The following is an 18,651-nucleotide window of genomic DNA, read 5'->3' as shown; positions in this document are numbered from 1 at the left end:
CCCCTTAGCTGGATAAGTTATTCAATTTAAGATTTAACATCGATTTGATCGCCTGTGGTGAATTTGAGCTCAAACCTTTGGTATACGCTGCGCGGGCACCGGCAATATCACCTTTTTTCAACAGTGCATCACCGCGAATATCCTCTGCGACGGCAACCCAACCGGAACCTTTGACCTGTTCCAATGCTTTCAGCGCGGCATCCGCTTTATCTTCCGCCAATTGGACCCTGGCTAGACGAATATTCACCAGAGCCTGCAAATCCTCATTTTTTGCCTGACCGGCAGCCGCAGATAAAAACTGATCTGCTTTAGTTAACTCATTCTTTTCAACAGCAAGTTGAGCCAAATGCATATGCGTCATCACGCCATAGCTGTTATTAGTTTCACTGGCAAATTTTTCAGCCGCAACATGACCCTCTTTTGTACTGGCAATTAAACCTTGATCTACCCGTTCAAAAGCTTCCGCACTTTCCTGCAACTGATTTGTCTGATGAGATTGCCAGTAGCGCCAGCCAATCAACGCCCCGGCACCCAACACCAGCCCAAAAACCAAGGCTTTACCATTATTGGCAAAAAAGCGACGGATCGTGTCTACTTGTTCGTTTTCATTGGTATAGACTTCCACAGAGTCTCTCCTTAACCTAACAGTTCAACCAAACGAGCAGCAATTTCGCTTTGCGGCAACGTTTGTTGTTCACCTGTACGTAAATCTTTAATGGCTACTTGACCAGAACGAACTTCATCCTCACCGAGGATCAGTGCAATTTTGGCGCCTTGTTTATCCGCACGCCCCAGTTGCTTCTTAAAGTTACCACCACCGTGGTTCGTCATTAAACGCAATTGGGGCAACGTATCACGTACCTGTTCAGACAAAATCAATGCCGCTTGCTGACTACCTTCACCAAAAGAAGCGAGATAAACATCGGCTACTGACCGCTCCGCGACAAATGTCGGATTCATTTCTTGCACCAGCAAAACCAGACGCTCCATCCCCATGGCAAAACCCACAGCAGGCGTTGTTCGGCCCCCCAGTTGCTCAACCAGCCCATCGTACCGACCACCGGCACAGACCGTCCCTTGAGCCCCGAGCGCCGTTGTCACCCATTCAAATACCGTGCGGTTATAATAATCCAAGCCACGAACCAAACGCTGATTAATCCGATATTTGATACCTGCCCCATCAAGAAGTGCGCACAGGCTATCAAAATGTTCCTTTGATTCGGCATCAAGATAATCAAACAGTTCCGGCGCATCATTAAGCAGTTGCTGAACGTCGGGATTTTTTGAATCCAAAACACGTAATGGATTGCTGTACATACGGCGTTTGCAATCTTCATCCAGCTTATCTTTATGCTGTTCAAGAAAAGCCACCAACGCTTCACGATAATTGGCGCGTGCCGCCAACGAACCAATGGAATTCAATTCAAGCGTCACATGCTCAAAAATACCGAGCTCACGCCACCAGCGAGCAGTCAATAAAATAAGCTCGGCATCAATATCAGGCCCCTGAAGACCAAAAACTTCAGCACCTAACTGATAAAATTGGCGGTAACGGCCTTTTTGTGGACGCTCATAACGGAACATTGGCCCTAAATACCATACGCGCTGTTCCTGATTGTACAGCAGACCATGTTCAATACCGGCACGCACACAACCGGCGGTATTTTCAGGGCGTAGGGTCACACTTTCACCATTGCGATCATCAAAGGTATACATCTCCTTTTCAACCACATCAGTGACTTCCCCAATAGCTCGTTTAAATAACGGGGTCTGCTCTACAATCGGTGTGCGGATCTCACTATAACCATAACCCGCCAGTACCCGTTTCAAAATAGTTTCGATACGCTGCCAGATAACCGTATCTGCCGGCAAGTAGTCATTCATGCCTCGAATAGCTTGGATATTTTTTGCCACGTCTTATCTCTAGTTAATGATTCAAAAATGATGTTGATTATATACCCGTTATCTTTCAAGTTGCCTCTTTGTTGGCTGCACTCGCTCACCCCGGTCACATAGTTACCTATGCTCCCGGGGCTTCGCTCCCTTGCCGTCGCGATGCATCTTGAAATCCATAAGGTATAGAAGCGAATACCGACGAGCTTCAATTAACAAACAAAACAACGCTGGCTCATCATAACGATGAGCCAGTATCAGATACATTATTTGTCCAGTTGACTTATGCCAATGCGCTTATTTTCATCGAGCATTGATGCCTTGGCACGGATCTTAGCCTCAAGCTGATCGATCATATCAGCATTATCGAGACGCACTTTCTGCCGTACACCATCTTCATAAAAGCCACTTTTCGTTCTGGCGCCGGTGACACCCAAAGTAGAAACCTCCGCCTCACCGGGTCCGTTAACCACGCAACCAATAATAGAAACATCCATCGGTGTAAGTAAATCTTCCAGACGCTGTTCCAAGGCATTAACTGTGCCAATAACATCAAATTCCTGACGGGAACAAGTTGGACAAGCGATAAAATTTATACCACGGGAACGAATACGTAATGCTTTCAGAATGTCGAAACCCACTTTCACTTCTTCGACAGGATCAGCAGCCAAAGAAATACGCAAAGTATCACCGATACCTTCTGACAGGAGGATACCCAAACCAATGGCAGACTTTACAGAGCCTGCACGGGCACCACCCGCCTCAGTAATACCAAGATGCAATGGCTGATCAATCTTCTGAGCCAACAGGCGATAGGCACCAACCGCCAGAAAGACATCTGAGGCTTTTACACTGATCTTAAACTGGTCGAAATTAAGTCTGTCAAGAATATCCACATGGCGCATAGCCGATTCCACCAGCGCTTCTGGCGTGGGCTCACCGTATTTCTCTTGAAGATCCTTTTCCAATGATCCGCCATTCACACCAATACGGATTGGGATATTTTTATCACGGGCAGAAGCCACGACCTCACGGATACGCGCTTCATTACCGATATTACCAGGGTTAATCCGCAGACAATCGACACCATACTCTGCAACTTTAAGCGCGATACGGTAATCAAAATGGATATCTGCAACCAAAGGAACACTCGCTTGCTGCTTAATCAACTTAAATGCTTCCGCAGCATCCATCGTTGGTATTGATACGCGAACAATATCAACGCCAACACGCTCAAGCGATTTAATCTGTTTAACAGTCGCTTCCACATCTGTAGTACGTGCGTTTGTCATTGACTGCACCGAAATGGGTGCACCATCCCCGACTGGCACATTGCCTACATAAATACGCGTAGATTTGCGTCTTTTTATCGGCGATTCATTATGCATACTGGTGTTTCTCCCATACTTCCATGTGTTTACTGATAAAACTACAACCATGCCCTACTGTAACAGGGCTTTTATTGTGCTGCTGGAACTTTAAGACGCGCAATACGACTCTCTTTAATAAAGCGGCTTAAATCAACAACTTGCCCCCGGAACTGTACATCCACAACAGCCGGAGCACCGATAGTTAATTCATAAGGTAATGAGCCAGAGAGACTCAGATGATCACCCTTATGTTTAGTTCCACTAAATAATTTTTTCCCTTTTGCATCAACAATTTGTAACCAACAGGATGCTTTAAAATTCATCATCAGCTTATTACTGTCAGCGACTGCCGCTGAATTATTTTCAGACACACTCGGTACTTGAGCTGTCCCTTTATTGGTTGGCAACGGAGCAGTCTGAGTCTGTGGCTGAGTTTCCGGTGTTTTCACCACTTGATTTTGAGTTGATACCGCAGATTGAGCCACTTCCTTATGATGATCACCAGTATTATTCGCTGCCACTGCATTTTCGGTTACAGCGGCAGATGATGATGGCTCACTTGCGGCCTGCTCGCGGGTCGGTAACTGCGCCACCTGATTATGACTTTCAGTGGACAAATTCTCTGAACTGGCTTTCTTCTGAGCAATCTGAGCCGCGGAATGATCAGCCATCGAAATCAATTCCTTCTGTTGAGCTATGTGGTTTTGCCACCACCATGCTCCCGTCAAACTAATTACGGCTAAAATAATCAACCACGTAATCCACATCAACCAACTTTCGCGTTTTTTACGTTTTTTACCCAATGAAAAACTCTGCATCGGTGAAACTTTCGCTGTTTTTGCCGGGGTATGCTTATCCAAAATTGCCAGAATCTCTGCTTCTGGAATTTGTACCAACTTAGCATAAGAGCGAACATAACCACGCAGGAAAGTCGGTACCATGGTGGCTGGAATATTGTCCTCTTCAATATCACGGATAGTAGAAAGTTTTAAACACAAGCGATCAGCTACAGTCTGCTGGGTTAGCCCGTGCTGTTCACGAGCCTGACGCAGGAGCTGACCTGCGGTTAAATGAGCTTGTTCTGGAGTCGTTTCAGTATTCATTAGCAAGAAGACGCGGTACTTTCAGGTTGTGAAAAACTTCGCGCTGGCGCCTTGCTATAATCGTTAAATTACACAATGGCCTGCGCGGCGAAATAGATTTGCTATTTTACTAGCGGCAAATCACTGATAACAAACACGCCTGTCAGCATGGCTCCCAGTAAACAGAGTTTTGACTTCTTCATACTGCCCCTGCTCACAGAGAAAAACGCTGTAATGATACAATACCGTATCATTTCCTGGCGCATACTGCATCGCCATTTTGTAACGTTGACGGGCAGCTTCCGGCCGACCAGAATATTGCTCATACAACGCCATACCTAATTGAGCCTGATAATGGTCTGGCTTTGCCAGTAAAACCTTATCAAAGTGATATCTGGCGGCAGGTAAATTACCTTTAGCCAGATAGGCCATTCCCAGTTGAATCCGGGTTTCCGCCGCGACTTTTCGCTGTTGATTGCCGTTTGTTGGTTGATTGGAACATCCTGCCAACAACATAGCAACCACCACGGCAACAACCATCATTCCCGATAACGATTTCCTTATCATTCCATCCCCACCGACCAAAGATATGCAATTGTAACAATCATTTCACTTACTGCATGACAGGACATACCAACATTCCCATTCAGACTGTTCTTATCTGAATAGGTTCACCGGCCTGACGTTTTTTCAATGTACGTTTAGTACGATCAATCACATCACCGGCAAGCTGACCACATGCGGCATCAATATCATCACCGCGAGTCTTGCGGACAATAGTGGTGAAACCATATCCCATCAACACTTTCGCAAAGCGATCAATCCGGCTATTGGAACTGCGACCATATGGCGCCCCCGGAAACGGGTTCCACGGGATCAAATTGATCTTACTCGGTGTGTCTTTCAAGCATTCAGCTAATTGATGTGCCTGTTCCACGCTGTCATTAATATGATCCAGCATGACATATTCCACGGTTACACGCCCCTGATTGGCATTAGATTTAGTCAAATAGCGGCGCACACCTGCAAGGAACTGCTCGATATTATACTTACGATTGATAGGAACAATATCATCCCGCACATTATCTGTCGGTGCATGCAGGGATATTGCCAAAGCAACATCAATCATATCGCCAAGCTTATCCAGTGCTGGCACCACACCAGATGTGGACAATGTCACGCGGCGTTTCGACAGACCAAAGCCAAAATCATCCATCATAATTTCCATGGCCGGCACCACATTATTCAGATTAAGTAGCGGTTCTCCCATCCCCATCATCACCACATTGGTAATCGGGCGGCGACCACTGGATTTCAGTGAGCCAATAATTTTCGCGGCACGCCAAACCTGACCAATAATTTCAGAAACCCGCAAATTACGGTTAAACCCTTGTTGAGCGGTAGAACAGAATTTACATTCCAGTGCACAGCCTACCTGAGAAGAGACACACAAAGTTGCGCGATCATCTTCCGGGATATAAACCGTTTCAACCTGCTGATCGCCAACAGTGATCGCCCATTTAATCGTACCATCGGCCGAACGTTGCTCTTCTGCTACTTCAGGTGCGCGGATCTCCGCCACTTGCTGCAATTTTGCCCGCAGGGTTTTATTGATATCCGTCATCTGCTCAAAATCGTCATAGCAATAGTGATACATCCACTTCATCACCTGATCAGCACGGAATGGTTTTTCTCCCATATCAATGAAAAACTGGCGCATTTGCTTGCGATTCAGATCAAGCAGGTTAATTTTACCGCCTTTCTTTTCTGGAGTTTCGGACACGACAGAAGCAGCAAATTGTGCCGCGGTATTTGGTTGGGACATCTTTTTATATCGCCTCGTTGTAACACTTTCGGCTCTGCGTTAATGAACTCAACGCGAAGTTTCAATTCAGGTCACTATCAGTTTAGTATAGTAACAAATAATAAGCGCCCCGTTGAATTAACAACGGGGCGCCGCATTGTACAAACTTTAATGCAATGATGCTACGGGTAACGGCAAATCAATTAACGTGGGCAAATTTCATCTTCCGTGAAGAAATAGGCAATTTCACGGTTTGCAGATTCAACCGCATCAGAGCCGTGAACCGCATTTTCAGTGAAGCTATCTGCGTAATCGGCACGCAGAGTACCTGCTAATGCATTATCAGGATTAGTTGCCCCCATTAGGTCACGGTGACGCTGTACTGCATTCTCGCCTTCCAATACCTGAACCACGATGGGACCAGAAGTCATAAATTCCACCAGACCATCAAAGAAAGGGCGGCCTTTGTGCTCCGCATAGAAGCCCTCAGCCTGTTCACGGGTCAGGTGAAGCATTTTGGCGGCAATAATTTTAAACCCGGCGCTTTCAAAACGAGCATAAATAGCCCCGATGGCATTTTTCTTCACAGCGTTAGGCTTAATAATAGAAAAAGTACGTTCAACCGTCATGGATAACCTCTTGGTTCTTCTGTCAGCAACTGATAATTTTAATTTTTCCCGATAAGTTAATCGGCTAATACTCATTCCGCAACCTTAGCGGAGATAAAAACGGCGTTGATTATAGGGGTACGAATAGCGGTTGCCTACAGAAAACATAACATTCCATTAAATTTTTATTAGCGAAAATTACCATTTTTTCGTACAAATCACATTTTTACCTGAATCGTTTACTTCAAAGTAAAATTGACGGAATCAACCTGTCCACCTAAATCCAAAACACTAAGTTGATATTTACCCGGTTCAGTCAATGTCTGAACAAATCCCTGATTCTTTTCCGTGGTCATCACCTGTTCTCCATTCAGAAACCACCACTGTTGCCCATGACTACCGCCCTGAGTGGTAATACGTAAATCAAGGCTGTCAAAACCGGGGAGCCGTTTCAATACATCTCCATGATGAATACCCACGATCAACAAGGGCGCTTCATCTGATTTCAACGGTGGACATTGAGGGTTAACCGGTGGCAGACGCTGTGCCCGTCGCTCTTGTGCTGGTAACCATGATTCGAGGGTAATCGGCCATAAAGCGATATTTTTAGACTGAGCACCGGGACAATCAGGCGCCACACGCAAACCGTTTTTATCCAACCACACCTGTTCATTGATGCCCGAAATGGCCTCTTGCCCCACCGCAGGCAACGTAGGCGGAATAGTGTTATTCAGTATCCAGCTCAGACGACGCTGACGGCAATTATTCTCTCCCTTCGGCAAACTCTGCCCTCCCGGCCAACAGATGATTGCCTGACTCACACTTGCTGGACGTGGATCAACAGGAATTCGTTTAGCCCCATTTCGCATATTGGCGAGTAACAGGTTATTAATCTGATTCATGATGGGAATCGCCGTAGCGTAGCCGAACTGCCCAACAACCGGCGTGCCGTCCGGCCGACCAACCCAAACACCGATGGTATAACGCGCATTTAAGCCGATAGCCCAAGCATCACGGTAGCCATAGCTGGTGCCGGTTTTCCAGGCCAACGGCACCTGTGCCGGTAACACATCATCAGGTTGTGGCAGAGCTTCTCCAGCCATAATCCGCCTCACTATCCATGCAGCGCCGGGCGAAAAAAGTTGCCGATCACGCAATTTCTGTCGTGGGGTGAATCTCAGGGGGGAAACCTTCCCTTGACGGGCAAACGCCGTGTAAGCCGCCACCAATTGATCCATCCGAGTTGCCGTGCCACCAAGAATCAATGATAAGTTAGGTTCACTGCCGGGAGGAAAACGCAATATTGTTCCTACATTACGCATATTGGCGGTAAACCGCTTAGCGCCATAGACTTCAAGCAGTTGCACGGCGGGTAAATTCAGTGAGCGAACCAATGCCTCACTGGCACTGACCGGCCCATGAAAGCCACTGTCAAAATTTCCTGGGCGATAATAATCAAAGCGGCGAGGCACATCCTGTAACAGTGATTCCCCATGAATTAACCCATCATCCAGCGCCATTGCATACAGAAATGGTTTCAAGGTTGATCCCGGCGAACGCCATGAACTTATCATATCGACATGACCAAAACGGCTATCATCCCGCATATCCAACGAGCCGATATAAGCTTTCACCGCCATGTCGGTGTGATCAACGATTAACACGCCAATCGACGTTTTTTCTGGTAACTGGTACTTCCAATTCACCGCCATATCTTCAAGCTGACGCTGTAATCCCACATCAAGGGTTGTTTTGATGATCTCCTGACGAGTGCCTTTCGCCATGCGTCTGGCAAGAAGCGGGGCAAGCCGTGGCACCTGCCGAGGAGCCAACCACAACGTTTCTTGCCGAATATCAGCAATCATCCGGTCCGGCCAGATTTTATAGTGTGCCAACCGTTTCAGCACCTTATCACGAGCAGCCCGTGCCCGTTCAGGATAGCGATCTGGCCTTAAACGACTAGGAGCTTGCGGCAAAACAGCCAGTAAAGCCGCTTCTCCCGTAGAGAGTTCAGAGGGCGGTTTAGCCAAATATGCCCAACTCGCCGCACCGACGCCTTGTAACGTGCCTCCAAACGGCGCACGGTTTAGATACATTTCCAGAATTTCATCTTTTGAATAGTGCCATTCAAGCTGCAAAGTACGCCAGATCTGTTTCAGCTTCCCGCCTAAAGTGCGTGAATGTGGGTCAATCAACCGGGCTACCTGCATCGACAGAGTACTGCCCCCAGACAAAATTTTACCTGCCCGCATATCCTGCCAGGCAGCCCGAAGCAGAGAAATCGGGTTAATCCCTGGGTGCTTGTAGAACCAACGATCTTCATAAGTCAGCAAAGCTTGAATATATTCGGGTGATACTTGATCCAATGTCACCGGATAACGCCAGACACCTTCATCATCGGCAAAACGCCAAAGTGGCGTACCATCCTCACTCACGACAATACGCGCCATTTTGACTTCACGCAGTGGCAAAGGCCAGACTTTATCCGCCAGCCATAAACCCGCCGGGATCAGAAATAACAACAGCACAATCAGCCATATAAGGCGATGCGTTTTCTTCATTGATGAATACCTGATGAGAAATCAGCCCTTACACCTGAGCATAAGGGCTGACAAATTTAGCGGACAACTTCCAATTTTTCAGGTGTGGAACCAACTGAACGCCAGTAAGGCACATACATAGATTCCACCTGTGGCGCAGGAATTGTGTAGACGCCTGGCGTCACAGCGCGAGCCAGATAGAGCAACGTCACCGGCTGAGACGGATCAACCGCGACTGCCGCCACATATCGATCATCACGATATTCAATATGACGAATCGTCGCCTGTTGCATATCACCAATCAACTCCTGAAGATTAGCGGCACTCTCACTCAACTTGGCACTGCTGTTAGCCAAATTCTGGTTTTCCAGCTCCAAACCAGCGGGCAATAAATCAACAACCAAAGCATCCTGTACGGGTTTATCTGAGCTCACCACCAGCTTCACAACCACCATTTCACCGCTTCCCAGATGGTCAATGGAAACCGGATTCCCCTTCATATCCAGATAGCTACGCTGAATTTTCAACACATTAGCGTAAGGTTTCGGAGAACGCAGTGGATAGGCCACCACATTCACGCGTGAATAGAGCGTGCTATCACCGAGGTTACTGATACTCATACCTTGCTGAATATCCTGCGGATACAGCATCTCACTATAGGGTTTGTCCCTACCTATTATTGAAGTCCGTTGATTAACCACCGCTTTCCACGGTTGCACCGATGCATCAATAAAGAAACGTCCCGCCAGATAGAGTGAATTACTCTCCTGAGTTGAGAAATAATGACGAGATGACAATTCATCAGACAGAGCCAGCAATTTCTCATCGCGTTCCTTTATCTGCATATTATTTTCAGTCAACAGAGCAACAATCATTGCATTGTCGCGAACAGCACTACCGTAATCACCTAAATCTAAATCATCATTACGGTTTTTACTGATCCCCAAACGAACCGCTTCATCTGCTCGGGTGTTATCCCCCATCAGTTTTAGTGCAACACCCAGTTGTACCAGTGACAAGCCATTGCCTGCTTGTTGACGGCGTTCATAAACTTGTCTCAGAGCGCCCAATGGCGCTTTCTGTTGATTAGCAAGCACCAGCCCGGCATAAGCCTGAACCGAGAATCGCGTTGCTTCCTGATTCCGACCGTAGGGATAGTTAATAACACTCTTATCCTGTAAATAACGTAACAAGCGGTTATTGGCAGAAGTCAACACCTCTTTAGGTACGCTGTAACCTCGTTGACTTGCACGGAATAGAAAATCGGTGGCATAGGCCGTTAACCAATACTCTTCATCACCGGTTTTATCCCATAAAGCAAAGCTACCGTCATGACGCTGCATACTCAACAGGTGAATAATTCCCTCATCAATGCTTGCCCGGCGTTTGTCATCATCTTCCGTCATGATACCCAAACTATTCAGCTCTGATTTGTTCGAATAGAGTGACGGATAAAGCCCACTGATTGTCTGTTCAAGACAACCATACGGGTAAGCGTACAATTCACGAATATAACGTGAGATCTGTAACGGTGGACGGCTACTCAGTAACAATTGCCCCTCCGCCCCTTCTGGTGATAAATCCAATAAGGCTTTTAACGGCAACTGCCAGTCCTCTCCCGGATGAATAACATTAGCAAACAGCACCGTTTCCGCTGGCTGTGCCGGACGTACGCCAATCTTCCAACTATTTTTATACTGTTTCAGATTCTCACCGGGTAAATTCAGACCATCAACCGTCAGAGAAACCTCTCCTTGACCAAACCCCAAATCCGCCGTGACCGGAATCTCCACTGTAGTGCGTTTGCCTTTTTCCAATGTTATCTCTTTGCTAGCATCCCCCTCTAACCTAATCAGGTCATTAGCAGCAAAGTTCAAGGCCAAGTTTTGCGTCTGTTCAGTTAAATTAGTCAAATCCAACGACAACAATGCGTGATCACCACCCGCCATAAAGCGAGGTAATGCCATCTGCGTAATCACCGGCGCAGCAATGACAACTTTGCTTTCACCATGGCCGAACTCATCTTCACTCCACGCTTGAGCCATCAACCTCAATTCACCATTGAAATCAGGAATTGGCAAAACGATCCGCCCTTCCCCGTTTTCATCCAATGTCACGGGCTGTGCTTGCTCAGCGATAATCTTCACTTCGGTTAATGGCTTTCTGCCGCCCCGATCAAGGGCACTATCATCACCATCACCGCCAAAGCGCAGATTCGCCAGACGGCCTTCGCCTTCAATCAACTGACCATACACATCATATTGATCGACGCTGTAACGCTTACGACCAAAGAAAGCCTGATAGGGGTCCGGGGTTTTAAAATTCGTGACATTCAGCACCCCCGTATCGACAGCAGAAAGCAGCACATTAACCTGCTTGGGTAATTTCCGCCCGTGCTGTGGTGTCGCCTTGACTTTGACGGTCAAATTCTGATTCGGACGCATTTTTTCCGGTGCGGATAGCGTCAAATCCAGTTTACGATTTTCATCGGCCAATGGCAGATGCAACACGCCAATGGCCCGTTTCGGTGTCGCCTGATGAGATTTATCCTCTGGACGTACCACCACGGCAGTCAAATAAAGATCATGACGACGCCACTCTTTATTCACCGGCACTTCCACATCCAGACCTTGTTCCGGCACATCAATTTTTTGCCACCAAAGCGGCCCTTCACTGGATTCCACCAACAGATAACCTTTACCGGCCTGTGGTGCGACCATATGCAGTTTTATCTTCTCACCTACCTGATAAGCGGGTTTATCCAGAGATAACTTCACCTGATCAGGACGAACAGCCCCTGTGCCACCGGTATTGTCCTGCCATGAGTAACCGGCCCAGAAATTAACGCTGGTCACTAATTGATTTTCTGGATTAACCACTTCAATACGATACGAACCCCAATCAACCGGGAAGCTGACCTTTGCGGTACCCTCTTGAGCAATCTGGATATGTTCATCCGCCATCACCAAATCTTTCTGGTCATAACCTGATTGCCAACCTTCACCATCCGACCAGCGCCAATAATAGTCACGGCGTTCATAAACCAAACGGGCAGTTAAATCTTTCGCAGCATATTTTTTTCCATCGGCATCGGCATACACCACCGCAAATTGCGCCAGGGAATTTTCATCCACATTGTAACGGCTTTGGTAACGACCTATGCGATAGTCATAAATCTCTTTCTGATTAAACAGCGGACGAATACCAACCAGCTTTTCTGCCGGCCAAACGGCCTGTTCAACTCGACGAGTTACCGGGCGGCCACCCGATTCAAGCAAACCTGCCTGTACAATGACATTTACCGGCGAAGAGACCGAACTCCAGTTGTCGGCACTGACATTAAGTGCGGCTTTACCACCACTATCTAAAACCAAATCAAACTCATCCAATGTGCGGCTAAGATTGTCTTCCGTGGCCGCACCAAATTCATAGCCAGGCAATTTTGCTACCGCATCCCGAGCTGGACGCAGGAATAATTGCCCTTGCAGGCGATTATATGCAGCAGGCGCCCCATACAGATAACGGCCGTTAATCGCGAAATCCACGTTGTGGTCTTTCATCACCGGTTGCGACTCACTACTAATTTCCAGCGCCATGCGCTCCGGCATAAAATCTTCTACATTAAACTTGTAATAACGAGGTTTATTATCGCCCAGATCAAAACGTAACGACCAGAGCCCGGTAGCCGCTGACTGGGGGATCGCATAGCGATACTGATACAACCCATTTTCGGGTTGCCAGACAAAACCACGAACAACCTGACCATCGGTTTTCAATACATCCACTTTAACTGGCTGACTCTTCACTGCGCGGCCATCGCCATCACGCAACAAGCCATTGACAATCAACGTCTCACCCGGACGATAGAGATCACGGGGCCCGAAAACAAAAAATTGTTTGCTGTATCCTTGTGGACCAGAGATATCAAACTCAGACAGATCCAGCGCCGGTGATACCAAATCAATCATACTGGTTTGGTGATCACGCGTAGCAAGCAATAGTTTCGCTTTCGCATTTTTCTCCAAGCTAACGTGTCCATCATCGTCCGTTGTTGCCTTTGACAATAATTGCCCTTTCTCATCCAACAGCCGTATTTCCACCCCTTTCAGGCTGCTACCTTGCGCCAAAGATTGGGTAAACACATCCATCTTATCCAGATAGCTGTGCATAGAAACACCAATATCACTTAAGGTAAACATTGTTGCTGGATTAGTGTCGGTGTATTTACCCGCTTGTTGCATCACTGCCAGATAAACACCGTCTTTCTGTAACTCTTTAATATTATTTAATGGCAGCAGTAATTTTTCGCGGGTATTCAGTGTTGGATTCAAATCGAAACGGCCGGTATACACCAGTTCCGCACCTTTGAGTACCTCTTCAGATTCCCAAGAACTCATATTGTTGCGATATTGCCACTGTGCAATAAAAGCCGGTAATGCCGCCTCTTTTATCCTGAAAAAATTAACATCAACACGATTAACATTCAGAGCCAATACCGGCAAACCTTCAGCGACTTTACTAGGTAACAGAGAGCCTTTGCTGGCAAAACCGACCGACGGAGAAATCGTCGTGGTTGTCAGCGTTTCCTCATAAGCCGTTTCAAGTTGACGCTCATTGATACCTTTAACACCTTTATCTACCGTCAATTGCAACTTACGGGAGGGCGGTAAATGGCGCAGGCGAAGCTCCATCATGTTATCTGACAGCTCCCACGCGCCATCAAGTTTGCCCTCTTTGACATCCACCAAACGGACATTCCGCGCAAAATCCTGATTCGGATCTAAAGGAACAGAAAATGTCACCACCATTGCGCTAGCGCCATCAAGCTGAACTTCAGAAGCATCCAGAATCTTCACTGGTTTACCGGCATAACGTTTGACTAATTCAGCCAGTGATACTGAGTCTTTCTGTTTTACTGATTTTGGTGGAATATGTGATTGCTGAGATGCTTTTTCGCTTTGAATTTCTGTGGACTGTGGATGAGCAGCTTGATCATTATTAGTGCTACCAGACTGGTCACAACCAGAAAGCATCAACAAAGAAGCCAAAATCACCGCCAAATAACGCTTATTTTTTCCTGGTCGTTGCCAGAATTGACCTTGATTCATAACCATAACCTCTGTCTTAACTCCAACCAACTGGTGGTAGGATTTAATGAATAACCTTGTATACCCGTTATCTTTCAAGTTGCCTCTTTGTTGGCTGCACTCGCTCACCCCGGTCACATAGTTCGCTATGCTCCCGGGGATTCTCTCCCTTGCCGTCGCGATGCATCTTGAAATCCATAGGGTATCAATCAATATATTAAATTTAAATCAAACAGATATAATCAACTTATATACCGCCTATCTATATTAGGCAACATCCAGACATTAATTTCATATAATAGCCTGTTATTTTAACGAATTAAACATCACAGAGACGATAAATAAATCTAAATTTATCGATTCAATTTTTCATTAAGAACTCTATATATCTTGTAAAACCAATTTTCGTCATTTCCCTCAGTGACCGAAGATAGCCCTTTTACCGCACCACCTGCTTGATAATTTACAAGCAGTAAAATAATATAAAATCGACCATTAAAACAAATTAAATAAACAGAAAATTATCATTATTGTACCGATTATAAATATCGCTATCGAATTAGATATATCCGATTCCAATATACTATTATTTTTCCCAACAAAGTATATTAATAGAATTATATACCCTTCATCTTTCAAGCTGCTGCTTTGTTGGCTGCTTTCACTCACCCCAGTCACATCGTTATCTATGCTCCTAGGGATTCGTTCACTTGCCGCCGCGCTGCAACTCGAAATCTATTAGGTATAGGGTGCCACTTTCTTATCAAAAGTGGCAATAATCACTGGCGTGAAACACCGACTACACAAATTGTTTTCTATAAAATATAAATAAAATCCTCTATGATGAAAAAACGCTAACCCCAACGCTATCGCAAATGGGGTAATAACCTGATGAACATCCATTTTCTCAACGACTTTCATTATGTTACTCTACTAATAATACTTGTCCTGTTTTTAGCTGTTTGACATTTGGTAACCAAAGTCTTCCCCAACTACCAGTACAATGACATCCATAGACTTCTTTTATATTTTCTTTTATAAAAAATTCTCTAATCTTCAATAACTCCATCGGTAATGCTCTCCTTAAATGCAATCCACCTATTACCGCGCATACTTTGTCTACACCGGTAATCATTTTAGCGTGGTTAATGATTTCACAAATACCAGAATGACCGCACCCAATGATAATCACCAGTCCATTATCACTTTTCCAAATTAATGCGCTATCATCAAATATATAATCATGAGCCCAGGAATTCTTTCTAATTAACCCATAAGATTTTCGATGGCTATTTACTATTTCGCCTGAAAAAACAAATCGTTCACTTATTTTCATATGCGATTTCGTTAAGCGAAAAAAAACTCTCTTCTTAACTCTTTTATTAATTTTACCCGATATTTTTTTGAACTTTAACACACTCTTTTTGTTGAACATAACACCATAATACCTCTCACTTAATGCATCGGGATGACATATTAATTTAGCATTATGTGGAAAATAGTTAACACCACCTATATGGTCAGAATGCCCATGAGAGATAACAATTTTAGATATATCATCAATAGATATTCCCATCCTATTTGCATTCTCAATATAACTACCATCCGGACCAGTATCAAAAATTATCTTTTCTTCACCATCCTCAAGTAAAAGGCTCAGGCCAGGCTTAGCTATCAAATATGAATCAGATGTTTTATTTTCCAGGAGTACAGTTATTTTTAACGACATGGCATATCCATTAGTTTTGTTGAAGTAATGCTTCTATTAAACGATACGAGCAACAATAGCATTGACGTACATCAATAAAATAATGAAAAACAATTATATCGTCACATTTTTATAAGCAGATCACAAATTACCCCTCCGATACTAACAGTTAATTTTTCAACATGAAATGATTATCTCTCTATCATATTTATTGTCTTGCAATATTAACATGGAAATATTATCCCTTGCTGTACAACATATTTTAAAGAAAGAGGTAAATATATTATTAAAAATAAAATTCAACGATAGGTCATTCAAACAATTTAATCAAATATACTATACTAATACCTAGCGTAGTTAACAATAATTAAACTTAAACATCACTATAAAGCCTGTAATTGACTTACATGACCACGCTCATTTCATCTATATTATAAGATAAGAATATAATATAAATCATTTTCCAAAATAGTGCTCCACTTCGGACAACGCCTTGTGTAGCAAGGGTTGTGCGCTATGCATAGCAAAGCGACGAGTTAGTGCGGCTTATCAGGCATTAGACTTGCATTGCTCGGATATTAATCAAATAGACCAACTGTATCGGTATTATGAAAAGCTATTTATTTATAAGATATAATTTGACTTCACATTACATAAAAAACATTTAAATAGAATGATTAATGATTGTCGTTATATAGAAATATCGCCTATCATTACAAACACAATATATCCGCTTATATCCATCCATTATAAAAACCCTTATTAATACGATAACAAAAATATATTATATTTATGTAAAAATAAAACTAATATATTTAAAAATAATTGGTAGATTCACATAATAAGTGCAACATCGTTACTCTGGAAGTAAACATATCCATATTCCTTTAAATAATTCATTCGATGTTTTACCACAAAATCTATTTCCTGCTCCGAGACTTCATTAAAATCGGTTCCTTTGGAAAGTATTGTCTGATTAATCCATTGATATTTTCATTGCTCCCCCTTTCCCAGGGAGAGTAATGACGACAACAAATCATGCTATTTATCCCATATAATTATAAGGGATTCAGGTTGAATGATATTCTGGCAGGCAGATCGAGCGATAGGTAAAAAGCAAGATTGGCATGGATAAATCCTCACATAATCAGAAAAGATAATATCTCATCACCAATTTACGACAATCATCACTTTGCCAGTAATTTCATCCTGAAATCAAACATCATAAATGTGATATTCATCACATAATTAACACAAAAAATGAAATTAATTTGAAATTATTAATATTGGTTATTAAATGATTAATATTAATCTGTTTTTTATACAATGTTGTCACAAAATAATCACATTGGCCTGTTTTTTGCTTTTCACTATAACCCCTTGTTTTTGCTGCTATCTTAACCAATCCCCCTATTTTAGATGCCCGGTTGATCATCAATCCTAAATATTGATCGCTAAGCTAAATTCATGGTTAATACCGCTTCGACATTGTGGAATAGAAAGTCAATGAAAAGCAGTATTTTAGTGTTTGCGGTTTTTTGTAGCGTGGTTTCAGTCAGTCAGGCCGCAGACATTTCAGATCAACAACGCATCCATCAACAGGCACGCCAGCCAGCCCTGGAAGCCCAGTTAACGCCACCCCCTGTGGAGGTTCGCCTGTCTGTACCCGAAACCCGCCGGTTTTCAAACCTCCCCGGTCACGGCCGGATTCAACCTGTCTTGGCAGTATTAATTTAAATAACCCGGCTGCCAGTGGGTAGCGTGTGAGTGGAGTCAATCATGAACAAGCCGTTATATCGTATTATCTTTAATCAGGCCCGTCAGATGTGGATGGTGGTGGCCGAGATAGTGAGTGCCGGGCGCGGACGAACAGGACGCCGCGCTCGTCGGCCATCTCTGCCGTCGTGTCGTTGTCGGCTCACGACGTTACGATTCAGTCTCTTGTTAGCGCTGGGCGGGATTTCACTCACGGCACAGGCGACGATTGTCGCCGATGGACAGGCGCCGGGGCGTCAGCAACCGACCGTCATTCGCAGCGCCAACGGCACGCCGCAGGTGAATATTCAGACGCCCGGTTCTGATGGCGTTTCCCACAACAGCTACCGCCAGTTTGATGTGGATAAACCAGGGGTTATCCTTAATAACAGCCATCAGGCCACGCAGACGCAACTCGGCGGCATGGTGGCCGGTAATCCGTGGTTAGCCAAAGGGGACGCCAGTGTTATCCTCAACGAAGTCAACAGCCACGACCGCAGTCACCTCAACGGCTGGATTGAAGTGGCCGGGCATAAAGCCGAGGTGATTATTGCCAACCCGGCGGGTATCACCTGTAACGGTTGCGGGTTTATTAATGCGCATCGCACCACGCTCACCACCGGGCAAGCCCTGATGGAACGGGGCCGATTGAAAGGGTTTGATGTCAATCAGGGGGAAGTGCGCATTGACGGGCACGGCATGGACAGCACCCGGCAAAGTTACACCGATATTATCGCCCGCTCCGTGGCGATTAACGCCAAATTACATGCGCAAGACCTGAAAGTGACCACCGGGCGCAATATA

The 18,651-nt window shown here is 45.0% G+C and carries 12 protein-coding genes and 1 pseudogene; 2 read left to right on the top strand and 11 right to left on the bottom strand.

Annotated elements, in window-relative coordinates; all coding sequences use genetic code 11:
- Positions 1-4: 4 nt before the first annotated feature.
- The 11 genes and pseudogenes from D3222_RS07930 to D3222_RS07875 all read right to left on the bottom strand — a co-directional run.
- Positions 5-625 carry a YfgM family protein gene (locus D3222_RS07930; RefSeq protein WP_118985678.1) on the bottom strand — a complete coding sequence of 207 codons (621 nt, stop codon included), beginning with the start codon at positions 623-625 and terminating at the stop codon, positions 5-7.
- 11 nt (positions 626-636) lie between these two features.
- Complete coding sequence (gene hisS / locus D3222_RS07925; protein WP_118985677.1) at positions 637-1,914, bottom strand: histidine--tRNA ligase; 1,278 nt, start codon at positions 1,912-1,914, stop codon at positions 637-639.
- A 245-nt stretch (positions 1,915-2,159) separates the two neighbouring features.
- Complete coding sequence (ispG, locus tag D3222_RS07920; RefSeq protein ID WP_118985676.1) at positions 2,160-3,281, bottom strand: flavodoxin-dependent (E)-4-hydroxy-3-methylbut-2-enyl-diphosphate synthase; 1,122 nt, start codon at positions 3,279-3,281, stop codon at positions 2,160-2,162.
- Positions 3,282-3,352: 71 nt separating this feature from the next.
- Entirely contained in the window at positions 3,353-4,366 is a 1,014-nt protein-coding gene (gene rodZ, locus D3222_RS07915) for a cytoskeleton protein RodZ (RefSeq protein WP_118985675.1), read from the bottom strand.
- A gap of 120 nt (positions 4,367-4,486) precedes the next feature.
- A complete protein-coding gene (locus D3222_RS07910) occupies positions 4,487-4,912 on the bottom strand; it encodes a tetratricopeptide repeat protein (protein WP_232832446.1) in 426 nt (141 codons plus the stop codon).
- A gap of 79 nt (positions 4,913-4,991) precedes the next feature.
- The gene (locus D3222_RS07905; RefSeq protein WP_118985673.1) at positions 4,992-6,170 is read right to left on the bottom strand and encodes a bifunctional tRNA (adenosine(37)-C2)-methyltransferase TrmG/ribosomal RNA large subunit methyltransferase RlmN; all 1,179 of its coding nucleotides are present in this window, start codon (positions 6,168-6,170) and stop codon (positions 4,992-4,994) included.
- A gap of 182 nt (positions 6,171-6,352) precedes the next feature.
- Positions 6,353-6,778, bottom strand: a complete 426-nt coding sequence (gene ndk / locus D3222_RS07900) for a nucleoside-diphosphate kinase (protein WP_011145680.1) — start codon at positions 6,776-6,778, stop codon at positions 6,353-6,355.
- Between the two features lie 218 nt (positions 6,779-6,996).
- Positions 6,997-9,318 carry a peptidoglycan glycosyltransferase PbpC gene (gene pbpC, locus D3222_RS07895; RefSeq protein ID WP_118985672.1) on the bottom strand — a complete coding sequence of 774 codons (2,322 nt, stop codon included), beginning with the start codon at positions 9,316-9,318 and terminating at the stop codon, positions 6,997-6,999.
- Between the two features lie 56 nt (positions 9,319-9,374).
- Positions 9,375-14,405, bottom strand: a complete 5,031-nt coding sequence (locus tag D3222_RS07890) for an alpha-2-macroglobulin family protein (protein WP_118985671.1) — start codon at positions 14,403-14,405, stop codon at positions 9,375-9,377.
- 904 nt (positions 14,406-15,309) lie between these two features.
- On the bottom strand, positions 15,310-16,113 hold the full coding sequence (locus tag D3222_RS07880; RefSeq protein WP_118985669.1) for an MBL fold metallo-hydrolase: 804 nt from the start codon (positions 16,111-16,113) through the stop codon (positions 15,310-15,312).
- A gap of 891 nt (positions 16,114-17,004) precedes the next feature.
- A pseudogene (locus D3222_RS07875) lies at positions 17,005-17,123 on the bottom strand (IS30 family transposase); the annotation flags it as partial.
- A gap of 475 nt (positions 17,124-17,598) precedes the next feature.
- Between D3222_RS07875 and D3222_RS07865 the strand changes: the two are divergent.
- Positions 17,599-17,829, top strand: a complete 231-nt coding sequence (locus tag D3222_RS07865; protein WP_232832445.1) for a hypothetical protein — start codon at positions 17,599-17,601, stop codon at positions 17,827-17,829.
- A gap of 42 nt (positions 17,830-17,871) precedes the next feature.
- The coding region (locus tag D3222_RS07860; RefSeq protein WP_118985667.1) for a two-partner secretion domain-containing protein at positions 17,872-18,651 on the top strand (780 nt) is incomplete at its 3' end.

Source organism: Photorhabdus sp. CRCIA-P01 (assembly GCF_003545805.1).
Classification (GTDB): Bacteria; Pseudomonadota; Gammaproteobacteria; order Enterobacterales; family Enterobacteriaceae; genus Photorhabdus; species Photorhabdus antumapuensis.
The sequence above is the reverse complement of the archived record's forward strand: the minus strand, read 5'-3'. Positions and strand labels throughout refer to the sequence as shown.

Excerpts from the sequence above, each read along its gene's own strand:
- ispG (WP_118985676.1), bottom strand. The coding sequence starts at position 3,281 with ATGCATAATGAATCGCCGATAAAAAGACGCAAATCTACGCGTATTTAT.
- rodZ (WP_118985675.1), bottom strand. The coding sequence starts at position 4,366 with ATGAATACTGAAACGACTCCAGAACAAGCTCATTTAACCGCAGGTCAG.
- D3222_RS07910 (WP_232832446.1), bottom strand. The coding sequence starts at position 4,912 with ATGATAAGGAAATCGTTATCGGGAATGATGGTTGTTGCCGTGGTGGTT.
- D3222_RS07905 (WP_118985673.1), bottom strand. The coding sequence starts at position 6,170 with ATGTCCCAACCAAATACCGCGGCACAATTTGCTGCTTCTGTCGTGTCC.
- ndk (WP_011145680.1), bottom strand. The coding sequence starts at position 6,778 with ATGACGGTTGAACGTACTTTTTCTATTATTAAGCCTAACGCTGTGAAG.
- pbpC (WP_118985672.1), bottom strand. The coding sequence starts at position 9,318 with ATGAAGAAAACGCATCGCCTTATATGGCTGATTGTGCTGTTGTTATTT.
- D3222_RS07890 (WP_118985671.1), bottom strand. The coding sequence starts at position 14,405 with ATGAATCAAGGTCAATTCTGGCAACGACCAGGAAAAAATAAGCGTTAT.
- D3222_RS07880 (WP_118985669.1), bottom strand. The coding sequence starts at position 16,113 with ATGTCGTTAAAAATAACTGTACTCCTGGAAAATAAAACATCTGATTCA.
- D3222_RS07865 (WP_232832445.1), top strand. The coding sequence starts at position 17,599 with ATGAAAAGCAGTATTTTAGTGTTTGCGGTTTTTTGTAGCGTGGTTTCA.